Consider the following 22,913-nt stretch of genomic DNA (forward strand, 5'->3'; position numbering starts at 1 on the left):
CCACCGGCGAAGGGGACGTTCTGCCATGTCCGCCCTGCCCGTCACGGTCCTGCGCTGCAACCTCGTCGACCCCGCGCCCACGCCCGCCACGCTGTCCGCCCGCTACCGGGCAGCCGTCGAGATGGCCGCGTTCGCCGACGACCGCGGCTTCACCATGGTCCAGACCGAGGAGCACCACGCCACGACCAACGGCTGGATCCCCTCCCCGCTCACCTTTGCGGGCGCCGTCTTCGGCGCCACCCGCCGCATCGGCGTCACCGTCTCCGCCCTGATCACGCCGCTGCACGACCCGCTCCGGCTGGCCGAGGACCTCGCCACGCTCGACCTGCTCAGCGGCGGCCGACTGACCACCGTCGCCGGCCTCGGCTACCGGCCCGAGGAGTACGCGGCCCACGGCAAGGACTGGCAGCGCCGCGGCGCCCTCCAGGACGAGGTGCTGACGGCCCTGCTGTCCGCCTGGACCGGCGAACCGTTCACCTACCGGGGCCGTACGGTCCAGGTCACCCCGCGCCCGTACACCCGGCCGCACCCGCTGCTGCTGATCGGCGGCAGCTCACGGGCCGCGGCCCGGCGCGCCGCCCGCCTGGGGCTCCCGTTCTTCCCCAGCGCCCGCCTCCCCGACCTGGAGGCCTACTACCACGAGCGGCGGGCGGCCTTCGGCACCGAAGGCTGGGTGTGGCAGCCGCCCGAGCGGACCTCGCTGTTCCATGTCTCCGAGGACCCCGACCGCACCTGGGCCGAGTACGGCGGTCATCTGCTGCACGAGGCCCGGACGTACGCCTCCTGGCAGTCCGCCGGCATCCGCTCCGCGGTGCGTTCGTCCGCCCGGGACGTCACCGCGCTGCGCCAGGAGGGCGTCTACCGCATCGTCACCCCCGAGGAGTGCCTGCGCCTCGCCCGGCAGGCAGGGGGCGAGGGCTCGCTGATCCTGCATCCGCTGTGCGGCGGGATGCCGGTCGACGAGGGCTGGCGCTCGCTGCATCTGTTCGCCGAGCGGGTGCTGCCCCGTCTCAAGGCCGGCGGCCAGGACTGAGGAGCCGGCGCAGCCCCGCCCCGGCACCGGCCGCGGACGGGCGGGCTGCCGTGTCCGCCGTACGGGAGGGGACGCCGTACGGCCCGCCCCATGGAGGCAGCCCACGCCGCCGGGCCGTATACGGAAGAGGCCACAAAAAACGGGTACTGCCCGGGGTCCCTGATGACCCGAGGCAGTACCCAGTACTGAGGAGAAGAGCTGGCGGGGGGTTAGCCCATCTCCTCCAACGCCTTGCCCTTGGTCTCCTTGACGTACCGCAGCACGAAGGGGATCGAGAGCAGAGCGAAGATCATGTAGATGACGTACGTACCCGAGAGGTTCCAGTCCGACAGGCTCGGGAAGCTGGCCGTGATGGCCCAGTTGGCGATCCACTGCGCGGAGGCGGCGACGCCCAGCGCGGCGGCACGGATCTTGTTCGGGAACATCTCGCCGAGGAAGACCCAGACCACCACGCCCCAGGAGAGCGCGAAGAAGAGCACGAAGGCGTGGGCGGCGATCAGGGCCACGGTGCCTTCGGTGGCCGGCAGGGTGGCACCCGCCTTGGCGGAGAACGCCCAGGCCTCCAGGCCGAGCGCGACGGCCATACCCGCCGAGCCGATCAGCGCCAGCGGACGGCGGCCGATCTTGTCGACGAAGATCATCGCGATCACGGTGCCGATGATGTTGATGATCGACGTGGTGAAGCTGTAGAAGAACGAGGCACTCGGGTCGATGCCGACGGACTGCCACAGCGCCGAGGAGTAGTAGAACGCGACGTTGATGCCGACCAGCTGCTGGAAGACCGACAGACCGATACCGACCCAGACGATCGGCAGGAAGCCCATCTTGCTGCCGAGCAGGTCCTTGAACGAGGACTTGTGCTCACGGCGCATCGCGTCCTGGATCTCGGTGACCCGGGTGTCGAGGTTCACCGTGTGGCCCTCGACCTCGGCGAGCACCTCCTTGGCGCGGGGGACCTTGCCGATGGAGATCAGGTAGCGCGGCGACTCGGGGATCACGAAGGACAGCAGACCGTAGAGCACGGCCGGGACGACCATCACGCCGAGCATCCACTGCCAGGCCTCCAGGCCGGCGATCTTGCCGCGCTGCTGGCCGTCGGCGAGGTTGAGGATGCCCCAGTTGACGAGCTGGGAGACGGCGATGCCGACGACGATCGCGGCCTGCTGGAACGAGCCGAGACGGCCGCGGTAGGCGGACGGCGAGACCTCGGCGATGTAGGCCGGGCCGATGACCGAGGCCATACCGATCGCGAAGCCGCCGATGATCCGCCAGAAGGCGAGGTCCCACAGGGCGAACGGCAGAGCGGACCCGACGGCGCTGACGGTGAACAGCACGGCGGCGATCTGCATCACCCGGATGCGGCCGATGCGGTCCGCGACCCGGCCGGCGGTGGCGGCACCGATGGCGCAGCCGATCAGCGCAACGGCGATGACCTGGGCGAGGACGGCGGACCCTACGTCGTAGCGGCTGCGGATCGCTTCGACGGCACCGTTGATGACGGAGCTGTCATAGCCGAAGAGGAAGCCGCCCATCGCGGCAGCCGCGGTTATGAAGATGACATGGCCGAGATGCTCGGGGTGGGCCTTACGGCCTTCCGGGACCGTCGGCTGCGCGGTGCTGGTCAACGTGAACTCCAGTTGCCCGGCTGCGCTGCCGGGCGTCGGGGGCTGGCCCTTCAGTGGCGTTGATGGTTGGGGCAACCCACCACTTGAAGGTAAAAGCAACGTTGCAGAGACTATGCCTTCAAGTTTCGAAGTCAATAGGCCGTGATGAATTTGTTTCGCCACCGTCCAGGTGGTCATTCATTCAAGTTATGAACTGATGGGTCGTCGGACACTCCGCGCGATCACCGCAGTCGCTGGCTGATGACCTTGGAGACTCCATCGCCCTGCATGGACACCCCGTAGAGGGCGTCGGCGACCTCCATTGTCCGCTTCTGATGCGTGATCACAATCAGCTGCGAGCTCTCCTGGAGCTCCTCCATGATCCGGATCAGCCGCTGCAGATTGGTGTCGTCGAGCGCGGCCTCCACCTCGTCCATCACGTAGAACGGGCTGGGCCGCGCCTTGAAGATCGACACCAGCAGCGCCACCGCGGTCAGCGACCGCTCCCCGCCCGAGAGCAGCGAGAGCCGCTTGACCTTCTTGCCCGGCGGACGCGCCTCCACGTCCACCCCCGTCGCGAGCATGTCGCCCGGATCGGTCAGCACCAGCCGCCCCTCGCCACCCGGGAAGAGCCGCGAGAAGACGCCCTCGAACTCGCGGGCGGTGTCGTGGTACGCCTCGGTGAAGACCTGCTCCACCCGCTCGTCGACCTCCTTGATCACCTGCATCAGGTCGGCCCGGGTCTTCTTCAGGTCTTCGAGCTGCTCGCTCAGGAACTGGTGCCGCTCCTCCAGCGCCGCGAATTCCTCCAGCGCCAGCGGGTTCACCTTCCCGAGCTGCTGATACGCCCGCTCGGCCGCCTTGAGCCGCTTCTCCTGCTCGGCCCGTACATAGGGGACCGGCTGGTTGCGCGGGTGCTCCGGGTCGTCCGGGAGCACCTCGCCATCGGCAGGAGGCGACGGAGGAACGAGCTGCTCAGGGCCGTACTCGGACATCAGCCCGGTCGGCTCCACCCCCAGCTCCTCCAGCGCCCTGGTCTCCAGCTGCTCGATCCGCAGCCGCTTCTCCGCGCCGAGCACCTCCCCGCGGTGCATCGAGTCGGTCAGCTTGTCCAGCTCGGACTTCAGCTCGCGGCCCTGGTTGCGCGCGGCCACCAGCGCCGCTTCCCGCTCGGCCTTGGCCCGCTCGGCGGCGGCACGCTCCTCCTCGGCCCGTACGGCCGACACCTCCACATGCGCCAGCAGCTGCCGGGCACCGGAGGCGACCGCACCTGCCACCTCCGCCTCGTGCCGCAGCCGGGCCCGCCGCCGCTCGGCCCGCGCCTGTGCCTCACGCTCGGCCCGCGCCCCGCGGTCCAGGGAATCCGCCCGCCCGGCGAGCGCCTTGACCCGCTCCTCGTGCGTCCGCGCCTGGAGCCGGGCCTCCATCTCGGTCTGCCGCGCATTGGCGCCGTCCGCGGCCAGCCGGTCCCGTACGGACGTATCGGGCTCCTCGTCCCCGGCGCCCGGGTCCTCCTGGGCCACCGCGAGCCGCTCGGCCAGCTCCTCGGCCTCCTCGGTGGCCCGGGCCAGCGCCTCCTCGGCCCGGGCGGCGGCCGCACCGGACCGCTCGGCCTCCCCCGCGGCCGCCCGGGCCTGCCCGCCGAGCCGGCCCAGGTCCCCGGCGATCTTCGACTTCTCCCGGTCCGCCGCCCGCCGCCGCTCGGCCAGCTCCTCGACCAGCGCGGCACACTCCGTACGGCGCTCCGCCGCGGCCCGCTGCGCCTGTGCCAGCTCCTCGCAGCGCCCGGCCAGCTCCTCCAGCTCGGCCGCCGCCTCGTCGACGGACGCCTGTACCTCCAGCAGGCTCGGCGCGCCGGCGGAGCCGCCCTGCGCGAAATGCGCCCCGAGCAGATCGCCCTCGCCGGTCACGGCCGTCAGCTCCGGCCGCGCGGCCACCAGCTCCTCGGCGTCCTCCAGCGTCCCGACCACCACGACGTCCCGCAGCAGGCGGGCCACGGCGGCCGACAACTGCGCGGGACCCGTCACCAGTTCGTCGGCCGGTACGGGCGCCGAGCGGGGACCGGGGACCCGGTGCACGGCCTGCCCACGGGACTCCGGTGCCCCGGCCGGCCCGGCCGGGACGGCCCCACCAGGAGCCCCGGTGGCCCCCGCAGCCCCCTCGGTCTCCACGGCCTCCGCGGTCGCGGCGACGTCCACGGCCTCCCGCGCCTCCACGGCCCGCGCCGGCCCGGGCACCCGCCCCGTCCCGCTCCCGCTTCCCCCGACCACCATCGCCGCCCGCCCCGCGTCCTGGGCGCGGAGCAGCCGGATGGCCTCGGCCGCGGTGTCCGGGCCGGTGACGGCGAGGGCGTCCGCGGCGGCGCCGAGGGCGGCGGCCACCGGGATCTCGAAGCCGGGGGTGACGGTCAGCAGCTCCGCCGCCGGCCCGAGCAGACCGCTCAGGCGGTCCGCGGCGGCCAGCAGCGCGCCGCTGCCGTCCTTGCGGCGCAGCCCCAGCGCCAGCGCGTCATGCCGGGCGGCGGTCGCGGCCCGGCTGCGCTCGGCCGCGGTCAGCGCCTCACGCGCGGCGGTCAGCGCGGCCTCCGCCTCCGTCAGCTCCCGGCGGGCCGCCGCATGCCGCTCCCCGAGCGCGTCGTCGTCCGCGTCCAGCCCGTCGACCTCGGCCTTGAGCTGCTCGTACTCCTCCTGGGCAGCGCTCGCCCGGTCCCGGGCGGCGTCCCTGGCCTCGACGAGCCGGCCGATCTCCGCCTGTGCGGAGGCGGCCCGGCCGCGGGCGGCGGTGACCTGTCCGCTCAGCCGGGCCAGGCCCTCCCGGCGGTCGGCGATGGCCCGGGCCACGTCCCGCAGCCGCCGCTCCTCGTCCGCCAACTGCCGCTCCAGCCCGGCACGGTGTTCGACGGTGTCCTCCAGGGCCCGGCTCGCCGCCTCCAGCGCGGCCGTCAACTCCGCCTCCTGCTCGCGGATCCGGGCCGCCTCGCGCTCCATGTCCTCCGGATCGCGCCCCTGCCGCTCGTCCGGCGGGGCCGCCGAGGCGCTCTTGACCCGCGCCTCGGCCAGCGAGATCGTGCCGCGCACCCGCTCCGCGAGCTGGGACAGCTCATGCCAGGTCTGCTGCGCGCGCTGCAGCCGCGGGGTGAGCGTCCGTACCTCTTCCTCCAGCGCCGCCTCCTGCTGCTGGGCGGCGCGCAGCCGGGCCTCGGCGGCCTCTTTGCGTTCCTTGAGCGCCGCCTCGTCCGCGATCTCGGCGCGCAGCGCCCGGCGCAGGGTGACGAGATCGTCGGCGAGCAGCCGCAGCCGGGCGTCGCGCAGGTCCGCCTGGATGACGGCGGCGCGCCGGGCGACCGCGGCCTGCCGCCCCAGCGGCTTGAGCTGGCGCCGCAGCTCGTCGGTCAGATCCTGGACCCGGGCGAGGTTGGCCTTCATCGCCTCCAGCTTCCGCAGCGCCTTCTCCTTGCGCTTACGGTGCTTCAGGACGCCGGCCGCCTCCTCGATGAATGCTCGGCGCCCCATCGGATCGGCGTGCAGAACGGAGTCCAGCTGCCCCTGCCCGACGATGACATGCATCTCCCGGCCGATTCCGGAATCGGAGAGCAATTCCTGGATATCGAGCAGCCGGCAGGTGTCCCCATTGATCTGGTACTCGCTGCCGCCGTTGCGGAACATGATCCGGGTGAGGGTGACTTCGGCGTACTCGATCGGCAGTGCACCGTCGGAGTTGTCGATGGTGAGCGCGACCTCGGCACGGCCGAGCGGCGGCCGTCCGGTCGTCCCGGCGAAGATGACGTCCTCCATCTTCCCGCCGCGCAACGACTTGGCGCCCTGCTCACCCATCACCCAGGACAGCGCGTCCACGACATTGGACTTGCCGGATCCGTTGGGGCCCACGACGCAGGTGATGCCCGGTTCGAACCGGAGCGTCGTGGCGGAGGCGAAGGACTTGAAGCCTCGCAGGGTCAGACTCTTGAGGTGCACGCCGTGGGACTCTACCGGCCGCTCCCGAACGGGCGACCGCAACATTCCGGCGCCGGTCACCGGCCCTGTACGCCCCCCCGTATACCGCGCCGTTCATTTTCGGTTTCATTGCGGAAAGCGCAGGGCACATCATGCGGTAAGGAAGGGGCGGGCACGGCCGAATGGACCGCAGGTCCGCACGAAATGGCCGTCGAACGAAGTATCGGGAAACGACGAAGGGACGCCGAAGCGTCCCTTGCAGATCTTGAAGAGAGCGGTGCCTCAAGCGGCTGGCGAGCAGCCCTGCCGGCCCTGGGGGCGGGGTCAGGTGAGCGCGGGCTCCGCCTGGGGTACGTCGATGTCGAGCATCGAGTCGTCGCGACGTGCGGCAGCGGACAGCATGTCGTTTTCGGCCTGCATCCGAATCAGTTCGGATTCAAGGTCTTGGACGCGCTGCTGAAGCCGTCGCATCTCGGAGAGGACTCGGGGGTCGGAGCCGCCGACGTAACCGAGAAGCGCCTTTGCCATGATGGATGGTCCTCCACAATGAGTGACCGACCGAAGCGGTTGGGTCGTGAGGGATTCGCACCCGCGGTGCTTGTCATTCCTGGTGTACTCAATGCCAAACAGCTAAGGTGCGCGGGGATTCCAGAGTCTCACCAAACGGTTTGACGGTCAACACGATCACGCCCCGTATCCTCGGGCACCTGAGAGTGCGCGGCCGCGAGGGCGCTGCGCCGACTCCCCAGAAAGGTCCCGCGGGGGCGTAGAGATCATCCGTACAGCGGCAGCCTTGCACGGGTCGGCCGAGTTGGCAACCACCAGGCCTTATCTCCCGTAAGCAGCTGACAAAGACGCATCCCGGAGATCGCCTCTGACGGTCGTACAGCCGGTTTCGGCGGGCCCGGTCAGCGGATCTCGAAGCCGTCATAACCCCCGCGGGGCGTGTCCCATATCTCAGTGACTCCGTCGACCCGCCCGGGCGTGTCTCCGGTGCGGAGCCACTCCAGCAACGCATCGCAGTGATCCTTCGGTCCCTCGGCGACCACCTGGACGCGGCCGTCGCCGAGATTGACGGCAAACCCGGCAAGTTCCCCGATGCGAAGGGCGTTGGCCCGGGTGAACCAGCGGAATCCGACACCCTGGACCTGACCACGTACCCACGCGGTCACACGGACAGCTTCGTTCATGTGTGCACGTTAACCGGCCAATTGCTCAGCGGTCACTTCCGTCCCGTACGGCATCGCGTACAGTCCCCCGACAACGAGGATCACCCTTTTGGGCGAGTCAGCTTGACGCAAGGAAGGCTGTGCGGCAGTAGCCGCTCCAGTGGAGCCGGTGCGTGCACCGGGGAAGGAAGAATGCGGATGGGCCGCCATCGACGCTCTGCTCCCCCGGTCCCTGAAGCCCGCGGTGCGGCGCATGGTGACGCACCGACGGCTGTGCGGACCGGTACACCGGCCGCCGCGCGACGCCGCGGTGGACATCGCGCGGCGCGCGGCCGCGGCACGGCGCCCGTCCGCGCCGGACTGCTCGGCGCCTCCGCCGCGGTGGCGATGGGAGCCGTGGCTGCCGCGTCCGGACTGATCCCCGGCCACGGCCAGTTCGACGGGGGCACCGGCGGCGATCCGGGCGACCGGGTCCGGGCCGACGCGCTGCCCGAGGCGACCGTGCCGCTGGGCGGCGGTTCCCCGAGCCCGAGCGACCGGGCCACGAACGAGGCGAGCCGCGGCAGCTCCCGCCCCACGGCCCCCACCACCGGCCGCCCCTCCTCCCCCACCACCCCTTCGACGTCCCCCGCGCCGCACCAGCCGTCCACCTCCCCGACCGGGAAGACCGCTTCACCCCGGCCCTCCCGGCCCGCCGGCCGGCCGTCCGCCGCCACGCCCGAACGCTCCGCGGCCCCGTCGAAGACGCCCGATGCCCGGTCGTCCGCCGAGGCGCAGGTGCTGTCGCTGGTCAATCAGGAGCGCGGCCGGGCCGGCTGCTCGCCCGTGACGGCGGACGGGGAACTGGCCCATCTGGCGCAGCAGTTCAGTGACGACATGGCCGGGCGCGGCTTCTTCGGCCACACCGACCCGGACGGCGACACCCCCTGGGACCGTGCCCGCGCCGCGGACATCTCCGGTCTGGGCGGCGAGAACATCGCCCGCGGCCAGGCCAACGCCCAGTCCGTCATGGACTCCTGGATGAGCAGCCCCGGCCATCGGGCCAACATCCTCAACTGCGAGTACAAGACCCTGGGCGTCGGCGCCCACTTCGGGCCGGGCGGCCCGTGGTGGACGCAGGACTTCGGGTTCTAGGAGCAGCCGGACGGCGGACTGTCGTGCGAGACGCCCGCACCGCCCCGTGACGGATCACGGGGCGGTGCGGGCGTCTGCGTCTCCCGGCGGGCGCCGGTTCGGTGCCGGGGGTCAGGCGGCGAGGGCGGCCCGGCCCGCCGCGTAGATCCGTGCCTGCTCGGCGATGCGGCGTCCGAGGTGCTCGGCGGTGGCGATGTCGGCCTTGTGGACCCCCTCGGCCCCCTGGTCGTTGGGCGACTGGGCGCCGGCTCCCAGGAAGAAGCCCAGGCGGTTGAGGTCGTTCTCGGAGCCGGTGGAGGAGTTCCAGCCGGGCATCAGGTTGAGGCCGACCCAGCTCATCCCGTGCTGGGCGGCGAGCACGGTGAAGAACTGCAGGGTGTGCAGCTTGTCGCCGCTCTTGGAGGCGGAGTTGGTGAAGCCCGCCGCGAGCTTGTCCTGCCAGGCGCGGGTCGCCCAGCGCGCGGAGGTCGCCTCGGCGAAGGTGTGGAAGGCGCCCGAGGCCGTCCCCATGTAGGTCGGCGAGCCGAAGATGATCGCGTCGGAGGCGTCGAGCTGCTCCCACTGCGCTTCGGTGATCTCGTCGACCTTGATCAGGTGGACGCCGGCGCCCGCCGCGGTGGCCGCGGCAGCGACGGCCTCGGCCAGTACGGCGGTGTGGCCGAAGCCGGAGTGGTACGCGACGGAGACGACGGGTGCGGGCAGGGCAGGGGTGGTCACGATGGTTCTCCTTCAAGATCACGGCATCCATGGGCGGTCGTTGCCCGGGAGCGCTGGGCGGCGACGAGAGAAAGAGAAGCACTAACTTTTAGAAAGCGCAACCCAAGAGTTAGCGCTGTGCAGGAGTAAGGTGTCGGTATGGCGATCGAGAGCAGTGCCGGAACGGCCGGGGAGGCCGCCCCCGGCTGTACGGACGACCTGGCCTATGACGTGTTCGCGCGCGACTGCCCGTCCCGTGATGCGCTCAAGCACGTCACCGACCGATGGGGCAGCCTGACGCTGGGCGCGCTGCTCGACGGGACCTTCCGCTTCAACGAACTGCGGCGCCGGGTCGACGGGGTCAGCGAGAAGATGCTGGCCCAGTCCCTGCACGCACTGGAGCGGGACGGACTGGTGCACCGCGAGGCCCAGCAGTCCAATCCGCCCCGGGTGGACTACGCGCTGACCCCCCTGGGGGACCAGATCGCCCGTCAACTACGGCTGCTGATCGACCTGGTGGAGGACCGGATGCCGCAGGTGCTCCAGGCCCGGGAACGCTACGACGCCCGGCACCTCGCGGAATGACCCGCCGGCCGCGCGAGCGCTGCGCTCAGCCGCGGGGCGGCCGCTGGCAGCGGGGGCAGAAGTAGCTGGAGCGGTTCATCCAGGGACGGCGGCGGATGGGCGTGCCGCAGCGGCGGCAGGGCTCGTCCTCCCGGCCGTAGGCGTCCAGCGAGCGCTCGAAGTAGCCGGATTCACCGTTGACGTTGACGTAGAGGCTGTCGAAGCTGGTGCCGCCGACGGCGAGCGCGGCGTTCATCACGTCCCGGACATGGCCGAGGAGCTCGGCGCTGCGCGGACGGGTGAAGGTGGCGGTCGGCCGCTCGTAGTGGAGCCTGCTGCGCCACAGCGCCTCGTCGGCGTAGATGTTGCCGACGCCGCTGATCAGCGTCTGGTCGAGCAGCGCCCGCTTGATGGTGGTCCGGCGGCGGCGCAGCGCGTCGTGGAAGGCGGCGTCGTCGAAGGCCGGGTCCAGCGGGTCCCGGGCGATGTGGGCGATCACGTCGGGAAGGTGGTCGGCGGCGCCGGGGACGGTGTCGTGCAGCGAGAGGCCGCCGAAGGTGCGCTGGTCGACGAAGCGGAGTTCGGTGCCGAGCGCGTCGTCGAAGCGCAGACGGATCCGCAGATGCTTCTCGTCGGGGGCGCCTTCCGGCTGGACCAGCAGCTGACCGCTCATCCCGAGGTGGGCGAGGATCGCCAGCCCGTGGGTGACGGACGGGGTGACGATCGGGCTGATGCCCTCGGCGGCGGTCTGGGAGGCCGGGCCACCGCCGGTCACCGGGAGCCAGAGGTACTTGCCGCGCCGGCGGGCCGCACCGATCCGCAGCCCCTTCAGCCGGGCCGCGAAGTCGGCCGCACCGGCGGTGTGCCGGCGGATCGAGCGCGGATGGTGCACCTCGACGGCGTCGATCGTGCGGCCGCTGACCCAGCGCTCCAGTCCGCGGCGTACGACCTCGACCTCGGGCAGCTCGGGCACGGAGGGCTCCTTGGGAACAATCGCGGCGACAAAGACTTCTGACCCCGCCCGGAGCGGCGCGGGGCCGCCCGGAAGGGGTCAGAAGCGGGGTTTCAGTGTGCCGACGACGGGCTGTCGCCGGCGGCCGGAGCCGAGTCGGGCTGCGCGGCGGCAGCCGTTCCGGTGGAGTCGCTGCTCGCACCGGGGGCCGGCGACGCCTCGTCGCCGGACGCCGCCGCCTTGGCCGCCTCGTCCGCCGCGGCGCGGATCGCACGCCACGCGGACTCCGCCGCCTGCTGCTCGGCTTCCTTCTTGCTGCGGCCGGTGCCGGTGCCGTACGAGACACCACCGACGCGGGCGGCAGCAGTAAAGGTCTTCTCGTGGTCGGGGCCGGTCTCGGTGACCAGGTACTCCGGAACGCCGAGACCTTCGGTCGCGGTGAGTTCCTGGAGGCTGGTCTTCCAGTCCAGGCCCGCGCCCAGGCTGGAGGACTTCTCGATCAGCGGGTCGAAGAGCCGGTGCACCAGCTCACCCGCCGCGTCGAGACCCTGGTCGAGATAGACCGCGCCGATCACCGCTTCAAGGGTGTCGGCGAGGATGGAGGCCTTGTCCCGGCCGCCCGTGCCCTCTTCGCCCCGTCCGAGGCGGATGAAGGCGCCGAGGTCGAGGCCGCGGCCCACCTCGGCAAGCGCACGCGAGTTGACCACCGCGGCCCGGAGCTTGGCCAGCTGGCCTTCCGGGAGATCGGGGTGGATGCGGTACAGCGTGTCCGTGACCACCAGGCCGAGCACGGAATCCCCGAGGAATTCCAGCCGCTCGTTGGTGGGCAGACCGCCGTTCTCGTATGCGAACGAGCGGTGCGTCAGTGCACGCACCAGAAGGGCGGTCTCGAGCTTGTACCCGAGCCGCCCTTCCAGAATCGTGTGGGACGAGGCCGTGTCCGCCGGAGTCGTTTCCTCTCCGCGTGTGCGGGGAGTCGAAGTGGCGTCTTCCGCCTTCTTGGGGCTAGACACGGAGCCTGTCACCAGCCGCTCAGACCTCGAGGACCTGGCGCTTGTTGTAGGTGCCGCAGCTCGGGCACGCGATGTGCTGCTGCTTCGGCTCATGGCAGCGCTCGCACGCCACCAGGGTGGGGACCGCAGCCTTCCACTGCGACCGGCGGTGGCGCGTGTTGCTGCGCGACATCTTCCGCTTCGGAACAGCCACGGCTACTTCTCCTGCTTCTCGTCGACGCCCGCTTCGGCGCCGCCCATGTTGTCCTTCTCGCCGTCCTTGACGGTCCCGGCGAGTCCCTGCAGTGCCGCCCAACGGATGTCGACGGCGTCGTGGTGGTGGTCCGGGTCGTCCGCGAGCCGCACTCCGCAGTCGGAGCACAGGCCCGGGCAGTCGTCCTGGCACACCGGCTGCATCGGCAGTGCAAGCACCACCGCATCGCGCAGCACGGGTTCGAGGTCGAACAGGTCGTCCTCGAGGAAGAGGGTGTCCTCCTCGTCCTCGGCGTCGTCGCCGGCGTCCTCATGGACCCTGGCGTCGGCGTCGGGGTAGGCGAACATCTCCTGGAAGTCCGCATCGAGCTCTCGCTCCAGCGGCTCCAGACACCTTACGCACTCCCCCTTGACGGTTGCACGGCCGGTGCCTGTGACAAGCACCCCGTCCATGACCGACTCCAGGCGGAGGTCGAGCTCGATCGATGCGCCCTCGGGCACACCGATGACCTCATTGCCGAGGTCCCGGGGGGCCTCGACGGAGCGGGAGACCCTCTTCAGCGCACCGGGACGCCGGCCCAGCTCGCGCGTATCGAACACGAGAGGGGAACGGTGGTCGAGGCGGGCGTTGATGGCTTCCTGCTTTCTACGGGGATTACGTGCCACCCGAATCCCAGGGAGGGAATTCCGGGCAGCAGAGACCGCGGGCATACGCGCGACCGAAGAGCCAGGATACTGGACGGGCCCCGATAGGCCCAATCCGCTTCCGGCCGCAGCACGGGCCGCGGGCCGCGCGCCTACTGGCGCCCCTCCTCGTACTGCCGGAGCTGGTCCAAGTCGATCATGCTGGTGTCGAAGAGGCTGGTCTCGTCCAGTGCACCGGGCTGCGCCGCATGACCGTGCGGGGCGTGCTGGGGCTGCTGGGGCACCTGCTGCTGGAGGTAGGCGTTCGGGTCGTAGCCCTGCTGCTGGGCCTGCTGCTGCCAGTCGTAGCCGTAGGGGTCCTGGTGCACGGCGTACGGATCCTGCGGGGGCTGCTGGTAGCCGTAGACGTCCTGCTGCGGGTAGGCGGCCGGGTCGGTGTAGTAGCCCTGCTGCTGAAGCTGGGGCTGAAGGGGCTGCTGGTGCTCCTGGGGCATCACGGGCTGTGCCTGGGGCATCGCGGGCTGCGGCGGCGCCTGCGGCATCGGGGGCGCCTGGGGCGGCTGCGGGTCCTGGTCGGCGCCGATGCCCGCCAGGCCGGCGAGGTACTCGGCGTCGGCCTGGTGCCCGGACTGCGGATCGCCCTGCGCCGCCAGGTGGGCGCCCAGCTCGTCGATCGCCTGGGCACCCTGGAGCTTGTCCCGGCCCCGGCCGACCGCTTCCAGCGTCTTGGTCAGCACGGCCTGGAACGCCCCGAACTTGGCGTCCACATATGCGTCGGCGCGCTGCCGGAGGGTCTCCGGGTCGGCGCTGCGCTCGGGGGCCTCGGTGTCCTCGTAGCCCTGCTCGTCGAGCCCCGGACCCCGGCCGAGCAGCTTCTCGCGGCCGCGGTCGACGGAGCCGATGGTCTTGGTCAGCACGACCTCGAAGTTGGCGAGCTTGCTGTCGACGTAGTCGTCGGCCTCGGCGCGGATCTCCTCCGCCTCCCGGCGGGCCTCCGCGAGGATCCGGTCCGCCTCGTCCTGGGACTGCCGGGCAACCTCGGTGTCGGAGATCAGCGAGCCGCGCTGGGCGTGTGCGGTCTCGATGATCCGCTCCGCCTCGGCCCGCGCCTGCTCGACCATCTGCTCCCGCCCGCCGAGCAGCTCCTGCGCCTGCGCGAGCGAGCCGGGCAGTGCGGCGCGCACCTCCTCCAGCATGGCGAGCAGCTCGGCGCGGTTGACCACGCACGAGGCCGACATGGGCATGGACCGGGCACCGCCGACGGTCGCGACGATGTCGTCGAGCTTCTTCTGCACGTCCACCTTGGACTCGCCACTCTCTGAGGGGTTGGAACGACGGAACGGGACGACTGTACGGCCACGCGCCCTCGGCCCGACACCACCTGACGGCCCATCAGGCGGGCATCGCGGGCCGGTGCGCCCGGTGCGGTCTCAGCCCTTGTTCCGCAGGCGCTCGGTGAGCGCCTCCAGGACGAACGCCGGGACCAGGTGGGAGACATCGCCGCCCCAGGCGGCAACCTCCTTGACGAGGCTGGAGGAGAGGAAGCTGTAGGTCGGGTTGGTGGGAACGAAGAGGGTCTCCACTCCCGACAGGCCGTTGTTCATCTGGGCCATCTGCAGCTCGTAGTCGAAGTCGCTGACGGCCCGCAGCCCCTTGACGATCGCGGGGATGTCGCGCTGCTTGCAGAAGTCGACCAGCAGGCCGTGGAAGGACTCGACCTCCACGTTGCCGTACTCGGCGGTGGCCCGGCGGATCAGGTCGATCCGTTCGTCGACCGTGAACAGCCCCTGCTTGGACTGGTTGATCATCACGGCGACATGGACGACGTCGTACAGCTTGGAGGCACGGGCGATGATGTCCAGGTGCCCGTTGGTGATGGGGTCGAACGACCCCGGACAGACGGCGCGGCGCAACTCGGGTTCCTCGCTCTCCGATCCGGTCATGACACGCTTGCTGACGTCGATTCGGCGGACGTCGAAGCGGCGCGACCGTACCAAAGCGTCCCCTCGCCGTAGCGACGGGCCTTGATCGCTTCAAATCCGTCCGGCCATGGGAACGTGCCGCCTCTGGTGCTGCGCTCCACGGTGACGAGTGCCTGCTCCGCAAACCAGCCCTGACCACGGAGTGTGAGCAGGATCTCGCAGAGTTCGGCGTCGGTGACCACGTAGGGCGGGTCCAGGAAGATGACGTCGTACGGCTCGCCCGGAGGCGGTGCTCCGGCGGTCTGCTCGGCCTTGCCGGCACGGACCTCGACGCCCGGGAGGCCGACCGTACGGACGTTGTCGCGGATAGTGCGCACCGCGCGGGCATCGGCCTCCACCAGCAGGACGTGCGCGGCCCCGCGGGAGAGCGCCTCCAGGCCGACCGCGCCGGAGCCGCCGTACAGATCGAGCACCCGGGCGCCGGCCAGCGGGCCGTCGAGCGACTCCCAGGTGGAGAACATGCCCTCGCGCGCCCGGTCGGAGGTCGGTCGGGTGCCGTTTCCCGGGGGTACGGCCAAGCGGCGGCCGCCGGCCGTACCGGCGATCACGCGGGTCATGGGCCCGTCCTTACGTTGCGCGGGTCAGGGAGGAGCCGGGCAGGCTCCGTCCCTCCACGATATGGCGTCAGCCGGCCGCGGACGCCCGGCCGGGGGCCCGGAGGCCGGCGGGCGGTGATCGATCTCACGTGGCGCCGGGGGCTCCGGGCCCGCGCGCCTCCCGGCCGCGGCCCTGCTCATCCCTTGTCCAGATACTGCTCCCGCTCCTCGTCCAGCAGGGCCGAGAGGGCGATCCGCAGTTCCGGGTACCCGGTCAGTTCGGGATCGGCGGTGACCAGGGCGGTGGCCTCCTCGCGGGCGGCCGCGATCACGTCCTCGTCGTCGATGACCGCGAGCATCCGCAGCGAGGAGCGGACACCGGACTGCGCCTGGCCCAGGACATCGCCCTCCCGCCGCTGTTCGAGGTCGATACGGGAGAGTTCGAAGCCGTCGAGGGTGCCCGCCACGGCGGCGAGCCGGGCGCGCGCGGGGCTGGCCTCAGGCATCTCGCTGACCAGCAGACACAGCCCGGGGGCCGTGCCACGGCCGACCCGGCCGCGCAGCTGGTGCAGCTGGGAGACGCCGAAGCGGTCCGCGTCCATGATCACCATGGCGGTGGCGTTGGGGACGTTCACGCCGACCTCGATGACCGTCGTCGCGACGAGTACGTCCAGCTCGCCGGCGGCGAAGGAGCGCATCACGTCGTCCTTGTCGTCCGGCGCCATCCGGCCGTGCAGGACCGCGACCCGCAGGCCGGCCAGCGGACCCGTTTTGAGCTGTTCGGCGATGTCGAGCACGGCGAGCGGCGGCCGTTTCTCCGCCGCGTCCTCGGGTGAACTCTCCTTGGCCGCCGCGGCCTTGGCGCCCTTCTTCTTCGCCCCGGGCGCCTCCTCCTCGTCGCCGATCCGCGGGCACACCACGTAGCCCTGATGCCCGGCCGCCACCTCCTCACGGACCCGCTCCCAGGCGCGCGCGAGGAAGTGCGGCTTGTCCTTGGCGGGCACCACATGGCTGGCGATCGGCGAGCGTCCGGCGGGGAGCTGGTCCAGGACGGAGGTCTCCAGATCGCCGAAGACGGTCATGGCGACCGTGCGCGGAATGGGGGTCGCCGTCATCACCAGGAGGTGCGGGGTCTGCTTTTCCTGCTGGGAGTTGCCCTTGCCGCGCAGTGCGTCGCGCTGCTCGACGCCGAAGCGGTGCTGTTCGTCGACGACGACCAGGCCCAGGTCGTGGAACTGCACCTTGTCCTCGATCAGGGCATGGGTGCCCACCACGATCCCGGCCTCGCCGGTGACCAGATCGAGCAGCGCCTGACGGCGGGCGGCGGCCCCCATGGAGCCGGTCAGCAGCACGACCTTGGTGCCCCGCTCCGCACCGCCGAGCATCCCGCCCTCCCGTCGCCCACCACCGCCCCCGGCCGACTGCGCTTCGCGCAGGCCCCAGTTGTCTGCCAGCTCCCCCATCATCTCGGTGATCGAGCGGTGGTGCTGCTGGGCCAGGACCTCGGTCGGCGCCAGCATCGCGGCCTGGCCACCGCTGTCGACGACGCCGAGCATGGCGCGCAGCGCGACCATGGTGTTGTGGGTGACGGTGAAGTGGTCGGTCACATAGGCGTGGGAGGGATGCGCCACGCTGATGCACTGGACGGGCTTGCGGCCGAGGTGCTCGATGGCCTCGACGGCGCGCCGGACGCCGGGCTCGCCCTCGGTGTGGGCCCCGTTCCCGCCGCTGCGCGCGCGGAACGGCGGGTATTCGGCGGGCAGCGTCACGAAGACGTCGCACGCACCGTCGCGTACGGGGACGGGCCGGGCGGAGCCGCCCAGGGAGCGCACCAGCCACGCCAGGTCGCCGGCGAGCGGGCCGGGGGCCGCGCGGTAGACCGCGGCGGCTCCGGCGGGCCCGCCCCCGGTGTCCATCAGCCCCTGCACCACTGCCAGCCGGTCCTTGAGCGGAGCGTGGCGATAGGCCTCCGGCAGGCGGTCCGCCGGGCCGCCGCCCTCGGCCAGCCGCTGCCCGAACAGATACGGATCGAGCGGCCGGTGACCGCCTCCGTCGAGATCCACCGGGGTGGCCGCCGCGATCGACCACTTGGGCCGGCCGTCGGGGCCGAGCAGATCGCCCCGCAGCTCGCGCGTGGTCAGCACCCGCTCGCCCGTCTCGCGGGAGCCGACGATCCACAGATGCTCGTCGTCGCACTCGACGGCGCTGCCGTCCGACAGCACCAGCCGCCAGACCTCCCGCTCGCCCTGCGGGAAGACGCCGTCCACCACGGCGAGCTCCCCGCTCGGCACCACCACCTCCGTGCCGACGGCCATCTCCCCCATGGGGCAAAAGCCGCGCGGGGTCAGCACCAGGGCGTCCAGGGGCTGTGCCTTGCCGGAGCCCACCTCGCCCTGGAGGAGGCGGTGCATGGGGTGTTCGGCCGCCAGGTCGTCGAAGATCTCCCGGCTGACCTTCTGCTGGCCGTCCGTGAGCGTGAAGGGCAGCTTGGCGTCGAACGCGTCGAGGATGCCGCCTTCGGTCACCCGCCGGGCCACGGCGGGGAGTTGGGTCTCGGCGAGCCGGCGCCGGGCGAGCGCGACCTGCAGGACGAAGGCCTCGTCCCACTTCAGCCGGTCGCGTGCGGCGGCGATGTCGGCCTTGCTCTCCGGGCGGTGGATCTTGAGCAGCGCCTCGGTGAGCGGGACCAGCGCCCGGCCCTCGCGCAGCGCCCCGGGCAGCGGGTCGACGGCGTCCTGTGCGCTGGGCAGCACCGCGTCGACCGCCTTGGCGATCTTCCAGGACGCCATCTGCTGGCAGGCGGGGTAGATCGGCAGGAGCTGCCGGGCGAAGGCGTCGACCGCCTCGGCCCCGCTGTCGGCGTCGCCGTCGAGGAGCTCGTATTCGGGGTGGGCCAGCTGGAGTTTGTGGTTGAAGACCGACACCTTGCCGGCGAACATCGCGCGGCGTCCCGGGAGAAGGTCCTTGTGGGGCTTGTGAATGCCCTTGCCGAAGAAGACCAGCCGGAGCCGGCCGCTGCCGTCGGTGAGCGTCACTTCGAGGCGCTGTCCCCGGCCGCCGTTGAATTTCAGCACCCGGGAATCCGCGATCTGCGCGACGACCGTGACATGTTCGTCCAGCGGAAGATCGGCGAGGCGGGTCAGTTCGCCGCGCTCGGCATAGCGCCGCGGATAGTGGTGCAACAGATCGCCGACGGTCTGCAGGCCGAGATGCTCGGCCAGCACCTTCGCGGTGGTGCCACCGAGGATTTTCTTCAGGGGTTCATCAAGCGCTGCCACGTCTCCATTGCACACCACGCCTGTGACAATCGCGGTGCGCCGAGCGCCCCGGCGCCCTCACTCCACACCGATGAGCAGCGGCACCGCATGCTGGCCGCCGTGGTAGACCACCGTGTCCACAGCGAGATGGCGCGCGCGGACATGCCGCTCCAGCCGCTCGGCGACGGCGTCGGGCACACCGGCGCCGAGGACCAGGGTCACCATCTCCCCGCCCGCCGACAGCATCCGGTCGAGCACGGTCATCGCCGTCGGCACGAGATCGGAGCCGATCACCGCCACATCGCCGTCGATCAGGCCGAGGATGTCCCCGGCCTGGCAGACGCCGGCCATCGTCCACGACTGCCGCTCGGCGACCGCCAGCTCCGCGTAGCGGGTGGCACCCGCGGCCGCGGTCATCGCAACCACGTCCTCGTCGAAGCTGCGGCCCGGCTCGTGCACGGCCAGCGCCGCGATGCCCTGGACCGCGGAGCGGGTGGGGATGAGGGCGACCCGGACGCCTTCGGTGCGGGCCTGTTCGGCGGCGGCCGCCGCGGTGTGGCGCAGGTCGGGGTCGTTCGGCAGCAGCATCACCTCACGGGCGCGGGCCTGCCGGATCGCCTGCACCAGTTCGCCACTGGCGGGCGGCTCCCCGGGACGTACCGCGACGGGGGTCGCCCCGGCCTGCGCACACAGCCCGGCGAGCCCGGCGCCCGGCACCACCGCCACCACGGCCCGCGCGGTCATCGCCGGCTCCCTGCTGCGGGCGGCCCCGCCGAAGTGCGTGATCTGGATCCGGTACGGGCGGCCCGCCTCGATCCCGGCCTCCACGGCGGCCCCGGCGTCGTCGACGTGGACATGGACGTTCCACAGCCCGTCCCCGCCGACCACCACCAGGGAGTCGCCGAGCCCGTCGAGCCGGTCGCGCAGCCGCGCCACGGCCGCGTCACCGGCCTCCAGCAGATAGATCACCTCGAAGGCGGGCCCGTCCGGGTCGCCGCAGCCGTCCGCCGCCCGGCCCGCGAGCTCGCAGCCGGCCGCCTGCGGGAGCGGGGCGTCGGCCCGTACGGCGACCGGTGTCGCCGTCACCTCCCCGCAGAGCGCATCGGCGAGCGCCCCCAGCACCGCCACGAGTCCGCAGCCGCCGGCGTCCACGACACCGGCCCGGCCGAGCACCGCCAGCTGGCCGGGGGTCGCCTGTAGGGCAGCGGATGCGCCCTCGTGGGCGGCGCGGGCGACCTCGGCGGGCCCGGCTGCCGGGTCGGCGGCGCACTTGGCGGCGGCGTCGGCGGCAGCGGTCGCCACGGTCAGGACGGTGCCCTCCACAGGGTGGGCGACTGCCTCGTACGCCGAGGCGGCGGCCCGGCGCAGCGCCCGCCCCAGGGCGTCGCCGGAGCCGTCGGCCGCGGCCAGTACCTCCGTCATCCCGCGCAGCAGCTGCGCCAGGATGGTGCCGGAGTTGCCGCGCGCCCCGATGAGGGCGCCGTGGGCCATGGCGCCGATGGCGTCGGTGAGGCGGGGGGCGGTGCCGGCGGAGCCGTGCCCGTCGAAGGCGGCCTCGACCGCGCGGGCGGCCGATTCGAGCGTCAGATAGAGGTTGGTGCCGGTGTCGCCGTCGGCCACCGGGTAGACGTTGATCGCGTCGATCCGCTCGCGTTCCCGGCCGAGCGCCTCCAGTGCCAGCCCGCACCATGAGCGGACCGCGGCGGCGTCGAGCGGGTGCGGCACATCGTCCTCCTGGGTCGCGGGATGCCTCGCACAGTAGCCGCGCTCCGACAGTGCGGCCGGGGCGGGGGGCCGGGGGTGCGTGGTAGTTTCGTTCTACGGGAGCGGCCGTTGTATGCTGCTCCGGTTGCCCGATGAGAATCGGGCCATTCCTCTCCTGACGGTGCCGGTCGGGCAATGCACTCGGCTCGTCGGGATTTCACCGTAAGTGCATCTGAAGTCTTTGGAGTGACCCGTGGCTGCCAACTGCGACGTCTGCGGCAAGGGGCCGGGCTTCGGCAAGAGTGTCTCGCACTCGCATCGCCGCACCAACCGTCGTTGGAACCCCAACATCCAGACGGTGCGTGCAGTGATCGGGCGCACGCCGAAGAAGCTGAACGCCTGCACCTCGTGCATCAAGGCCGGCAAGGTCTCGCGCTGACGTCTTAGCCGTAGCGCAGCCCAGCCGGTTGCTTGTGAAGCCGGTCCACCTCCGTGGTGGGCCGGCTTTTGCCGTTCCCGGGGCCGGACGCCGCGGCTGCCGCTCCCAGGGGCACCGCGGTGTCCGTGCCGTCAGTGCCCGTCGCCGAGCCGCCAGCCGTGGTGGACGGGGCCGATGCCCGCGCCCAGCCGGAAGCCGGCCGCGATCGCGCCGGTGACGTAGTCCTTCGCCGCCGCGGCGGCCTGCGGGACGGTGTCCCCCTTGGCGAGCTGCGCGGCGAGCGCGGCGGCCAGGGTGCAGCCGGTGCCGTGGGTGTGCCGGTTGTCGTGGCGGGGGGCGCGCAGCCAGTGCTCCTCCGAGCCGTCGGTGAGCAGATCGACGGCGCCGTCGCCGGCGCCGGCCGGGAGATGGCCGCCCTTGATGAGCGCCCAGCGCGGGCCGAAGTCCAGGATCGCGGCGGCCGCCCGGCGCATATCGGCCTCGTCCTCGACGCGTACGCCGGTCAGCTGGGCGACCTCGTCCAGGTTGGGGGTGGCGACGGTGGCCGCCGGCAGCAGCGCGGTGCGGACCGCTTCCAGGGCGTCGGCGGCGAGCAGCGGGTCGCCGTGCTTGGAGACCCCCACGGGGTCGACGACGACCGGGGCCCGCAGGCCGGCGAGCAGTTCGGCGACGGTGGCGACGAGTTCGGCCGAGGAGAGCATTCCGGTCTTGACCGCCTGGACGCCGATGTCGTCGACGACGCTGCGGAACTGGGCCCGTACGGCCTCGGCGGGCAGGTCCCACGCGCCCTGTACGCCCAGGGAGTTCTGGGCGGTGACGGCGGTGAGCACGCTCATGCCGTGGGTGCCGAGCGCCAGCATCGTCTTCAGGTCGGCCTGGATGCCCGCGCCGCCACCGGAGTCGGACCCGGCGACGGTCAGGACGCGTGGAGGGATGTGCATACCGCCGAATCTACTCGGCGGCCTCCGGCCGTCCCGCGGCCGCCCGTCCGGCGGCCGTATGCGTCCTCACAGGTGCGCGTCGGCGTCCCCGTTGTCGCCGAAGTGGTCCCAGCCGGCCTTCACCCAGGGGGCGCCGTCCACGGTCACCTGGGGCAGCGCGGAGGGGTGGAGCACCTCGCCGATGACCTTCCACCGGGCGGGCAGCTTCACATCGGGCGGGAAAGTGGCCACGATCGCGTGATCTTCACCGCCGTTGAGCACCCACTGCATCGGGTCCACGCCGACGGCCGTGCCGATGTCGGACATCTGCGAGGGGATGTCGATGCCGGCGGAGCGCAGGTCGATCCGGACCTTGCTGGCCTCGGCGATGTGCCCGAGGTCGGCGACCAGCCCGTCGCTGACGTCCGTCATGGCGGTGGCGCCGAGTCCGGCGGCCGCGGGGCCCGCGTGGTACGGCGGCTCGGGCCGGCGGTGGGCCTCCACGAAGGCGCGCGGCGAGCGGAAACCGCGGGTGAGGACCGCATGCCCGGCGGCGGACCAGCCCAGCCAGCCGGTCACCGCGACGACATCGCCGGGCTGCGCACCGGCGCGGGTGACCGGCTCCTGGTTGCGCAGATCGCCGAGTGCGGTGATGGCGACGGTGATGGTGTCGCCGCGTACGACGTCCCCGCCGACGACCGCGGCACCGGCCACCTGGCACTCGTCGCGCAGCCCGTCCATCAGCTCGGTGGCCCAGGTCGCGGGGAGTTCCGCGGGGACGACCAGACCCAGCAGGATCGCGGTGGGCACCGCGCCCATCGCCGCGATGTCGGCGAGGTTCTGGGCGGCGGCCTTGCGGCCGACGTCGTAGGCGGTGGACCAGTCGCGGCGGAAGTGCCGGCCCTCCAGGAGGATGTCGGTGCTGGCGACCACCCTCCGGTCCGGTGCGGTGACCACCGCGGCGTCGTCACCCGGCCCGATCCGTACCGCCGGAGTGGAGGTGAGCCGGGAGGTGAGCTCCCTGATCAGCCCGAATTCCCCCAGCTCGCCCACGGTGCCCTTCATGCTGTTGCCCTTCCCATGTGTACGGACGGTCCGTACGTGGCTGACGACTGTGCCG

20 protein-coding genes are annotated in these 22,913 nt (G+C 72.1%); 4 read left to right on the top strand and 16 right to left on the bottom strand.

The window, feature by feature from the left end:
• Positions 1-25: 25 nt before the first annotated feature.
• Positions 26-1,033, top strand: a complete 1,008-nt coding sequence (locus CPH93_RS09245) for an LLM class flavin-dependent oxidoreductase (protein ID WP_096212515.1) — start codon at positions 26-28, stop codon at positions 1,031-1,033.
• A 209-nt stretch (positions 1,034-1,242) separates the two neighbouring features.
• Here the strand turns inward: CPH93_RS09245 and CPH93_RS09250 are convergent, their stop codons facing one another.
• The 4 genes from CPH93_RS09250 to CPH93_RS09265 all read right to left on the bottom strand — a co-directional run bounded on the left by CPH93_RS09250 (position 1,243) and on the right by CPH93_RS09265 (position 7,780).
• On the bottom strand, positions 1,243-2,658 hold the full coding sequence (locus CPH93_RS09250) for a sugar porter family MFS transporter (RefSeq protein ID WP_093485370.1): 1,416 nt from the start codon (positions 2,656-2,658) through the stop codon (positions 1,243-1,245).
• A 221-nt stretch (positions 2,659-2,879) separates the two neighbouring features.
• The gene (locus CPH93_RS09255; protein WP_096212516.1) at positions 2,880-6,611 is read right to left on the bottom strand and encodes a chromosome segregation SMC family protein; all 3,732 of its coding nucleotides are present in this window, start codon (positions 6,609-6,611) and stop codon (positions 2,880-2,882) included.
• Between the two features lie 303 nt (positions 6,612-6,914).
• Positions 6,915-7,118: a hypothetical protein gene (locus tag CPH93_RS09260; protein ID WP_006602857.1), complete on the bottom strand. Its 204-nt coding sequence runs from the start codon at positions 7,116-7,118 to the stop codon at positions 6,915-6,917.
• Positions 7,119-7,498: 380 nt separating this feature from the next.
• A complete protein-coding gene (locus tag CPH93_RS09265) occupies positions 7,499-7,780 on the bottom strand; it encodes an acylphosphatase (protein ID WP_006602858.1) in 282 nt (93 codons plus the stop codon).
• Positions 7,781-7,957: 177 nt separating this feature from the next.
• Between CPH93_RS09265 and CPH93_RS09270 the strand changes: the two genes are divergently transcribed.
• On the top strand, positions 7,958-8,893 hold the full coding sequence (locus CPH93_RS09270) for a CAP domain-containing protein (protein WP_443031435.1): 936 nt from the start codon (positions 7,958-7,960) through the stop codon (positions 8,891-8,893).
• 111 nt (positions 8,894-9,004) lie between these two features.
• On the opposite strand, the gene CPH93_RS09275 is transcribed toward CPH93_RS09270, so the two are convergent.
• Positions 9,005-9,610, bottom strand: coding sequence for a flavodoxin family protein (locus CPH93_RS09275; protein WP_093485368.1), 606 nt, complete (start codon positions 9,608-9,610; stop codon positions 9,005-9,007).
• 138 nt (positions 9,611-9,748) lie between these two features.
• On the opposite strand from CPH93_RS09275, the gene CPH93_RS09280 reads away from it, so the two are divergent.
• Entirely contained in the window at positions 9,749-10,174 is a 426-nt protein-coding gene (locus CPH93_RS09280; protein ID WP_093485367.1) for a winged helix-turn-helix transcriptional regulator, read from the top strand.
• Between the two features lie 25 nt (positions 10,175-10,199).
• On the opposite strand, the gene mutM is transcribed toward CPH93_RS09280, so the two are convergent.
• From mutM to CPH93_RS09325, 9 genes are all read right to left on the bottom strand, one after another.
• On the bottom strand, positions 10,200-11,126 hold the full coding sequence (mutM, locus tag CPH93_RS09285) for a bifunctional DNA-formamidopyrimidine glycosylase/DNA-(apurinic or apyrimidinic site) lyase (RefSeq protein WP_093485366.1): 927 nt from the start codon (positions 11,124-11,126) through the stop codon (positions 10,200-10,202).
• Between the two features lie 92 nt (positions 11,127-11,218).
• The gene (gene rnc, locus CPH93_RS09290; RefSeq protein WP_173909754.1) at positions 11,219-12,130 is read right to left on the bottom strand and encodes a ribonuclease III; all 912 of its coding nucleotides are present in this window, start codon (positions 12,128-12,130) and stop codon (positions 11,219-11,221) included.
• A 7-nt stretch (positions 12,131-12,137) separates the two neighbouring features.
• Positions 12,138-12,311 (bottom strand): 50S ribosomal protein L32, encoded by a 174-nt coding sequence (gene rpmF, locus CPH93_RS09295; protein WP_003951102.1) that lies wholly within the window; start codon positions 12,309-12,311, stop codon positions 12,138-12,140.
• 2 nt (positions 12,312-12,313) lie between these two features.
• A complete protein-coding gene (locus CPH93_RS09300; protein ID WP_231977247.1) occupies positions 12,314-12,910 on the bottom strand; it encodes a YceD family protein in 597 nt (198 codons plus the stop codon).
• 197 nt (positions 12,911-13,107) lie between these two features.
• Positions 13,108-14,256 (bottom strand): ATP synthase F0 subunit B, encoded by a 1,149-nt coding sequence (locus CPH93_RS09305; RefSeq protein ID WP_093649141.1) that lies wholly within the window; start codon positions 14,254-14,256, stop codon positions 13,108-13,110.
• Between the two features lie 129 nt (positions 14,257-14,385).
• Positions 14,386-14,898, bottom strand: a complete 513-nt coding sequence (gene coaD / locus CPH93_RS09310) for a pantetheine-phosphate adenylyltransferase (RefSeq protein ID WP_093485363.1) — start codon at positions 14,896-14,898, stop codon at positions 14,386-14,388.
• A complete protein-coding gene (rsmD, locus tag CPH93_RS09315; protein ID WP_006602867.1) occupies positions 14,895-15,494 on the bottom strand; it encodes a 16S rRNA (guanine(966)-N(2))-methyltransferase RsmD in 600 nt (199 codons plus the stop codon). The genes coaD and rsmD overlap by 4 nt, the downstream gene beginning before the upstream one ends.
• A 176-nt stretch (positions 15,495-15,670) precedes the next feature.
• The gene (locus CPH93_RS09320; protein WP_096212518.1) at positions 15,671-18,751 is read right to left on the bottom strand and encodes a helicase-related protein; all 3,081 of its coding nucleotides are present in this window, start codon (positions 18,749-18,751) and stop codon (positions 15,671-15,673) included.
• A 57-nt stretch (positions 18,752-18,808) separates the two neighbouring features.
• Positions 18,809-20,455, bottom strand: coding sequence for a DAK2 domain-containing protein (locus tag CPH93_RS09325; RefSeq protein ID WP_093649139.1), 1,647 nt, complete (start codon positions 20,453-20,455; stop codon positions 18,809-18,811).
• Positions 20,456-20,687: 232 nt separating this feature from the next.
• On the opposite strand from CPH93_RS09325, the gene rpmB reads away from it, so the two are divergent.
• Positions 20,688-20,873, top strand: a complete 186-nt coding sequence (rpmB, locus tag CPH93_RS09330; protein WP_006602870.1) for a 50S ribosomal protein L28 — start codon at positions 20,688-20,690, stop codon at positions 20,871-20,873.
• A gap of 131 nt (positions 20,874-21,004) precedes the next feature.
• Here the strand turns inward: rpmB and thiD are convergent, their stop codons facing one another.
• Together thiD and CPH93_RS09340 are read right to left on the bottom strand one after the other, a co-directional pair.
• Entirely contained in the window at positions 21,005-21,814 is an 810-nt protein-coding gene (gene thiD / locus CPH93_RS09335; protein ID WP_093485360.1) for a bifunctional hydroxymethylpyrimidine kinase/phosphomethylpyrimidine kinase, read from the bottom strand.
• A 66-nt stretch (positions 21,815-21,880) separates the two neighbouring features.
• Positions 21,881-22,858, bottom strand: coding sequence for a thiamine-phosphate kinase (locus CPH93_RS09340; RefSeq protein ID WP_006602872.1), 978 nt, complete (start codon positions 22,856-22,858; stop codon positions 21,881-21,883).
• Positions 22,859-22,913 lie beyond the last annotated feature (55 nt).

The organism is Streptomyces sp. 2323.1, assembly GCF_900221035.1.
Lineage (GTDB): Bacteria > Actinomycetota > Actinomycetes > Streptomycetales > Streptomycetaceae > Streptomyces > Streptomyces sioyaensis.

What these genes read in the sequence shown, in the direction of transcription:
- CPH93_RS09280 (WP_093485367.1), top strand. Translation starts at nt 9,749, where the DNA reads ATGGCGATCGAGAGCAGTGCCGGAACGGCCGGGGAGGCCGCCCCCGGC.
- thiD (WP_093485360.1), bottom strand. Translation starts at nt 21,814, where the DNA reads ATGCACATCCCTCCACGCGTCCTGACCGTCGCCGGGTCCGACTCCGGT.
- CPH93_RS09245 (WP_096212515.1), top strand. Translation starts at nt 26, where the DNA reads ATGTCCGCCCTGCCCGTCACGGTCCTGCGCTGCAACCTCGTCGACCCC.
- coaD (WP_093485363.1), bottom strand. Translation starts at nt 14,898, where the DNA reads ATGACCGGATCGGAGAGCGAGGAACCCGAGTTGCGCCGCGCCGTCTGT.
- CPH93_RS09265 (WP_006602858.1), bottom strand. Translation starts at nt 7,780, where the DNA reads ATGAACGAAGCTGTCCGTGTGACCGCGTGGGTACGTGGTCAGGTCCAG.
- rsmD (WP_006602867.1), bottom strand. Translation starts at nt 15,494, where the DNA reads ATGACCCGCGTGATCGCCGGTACGGCCGGCGGCCGCCGCTTGGCCGTA.
- CPH93_RS09270 (WP_443031435.1), top strand. Translation starts at nt 7,958, where the DNA reads ATGGGCCGCCATCGACGCTCTGCTCCCCCGGTCCCTGAAGCCCGCGGT.
- CPH93_RS09340 (WP_006602872.1), bottom strand. Translation starts at nt 22,858, where the DNA reads ATGAAGGGCACCGTGGGCGAGCTGGGGGAATTCGGGCTGATCAGGGAG.
- CPH93_RS09260 (WP_006602857.1), bottom strand. Translation starts at nt 7,118, where the DNA reads ATGGCAAAGGCGCTTCTCGGTTACGTCGGCGGCTCCGACCCCCGAGTC.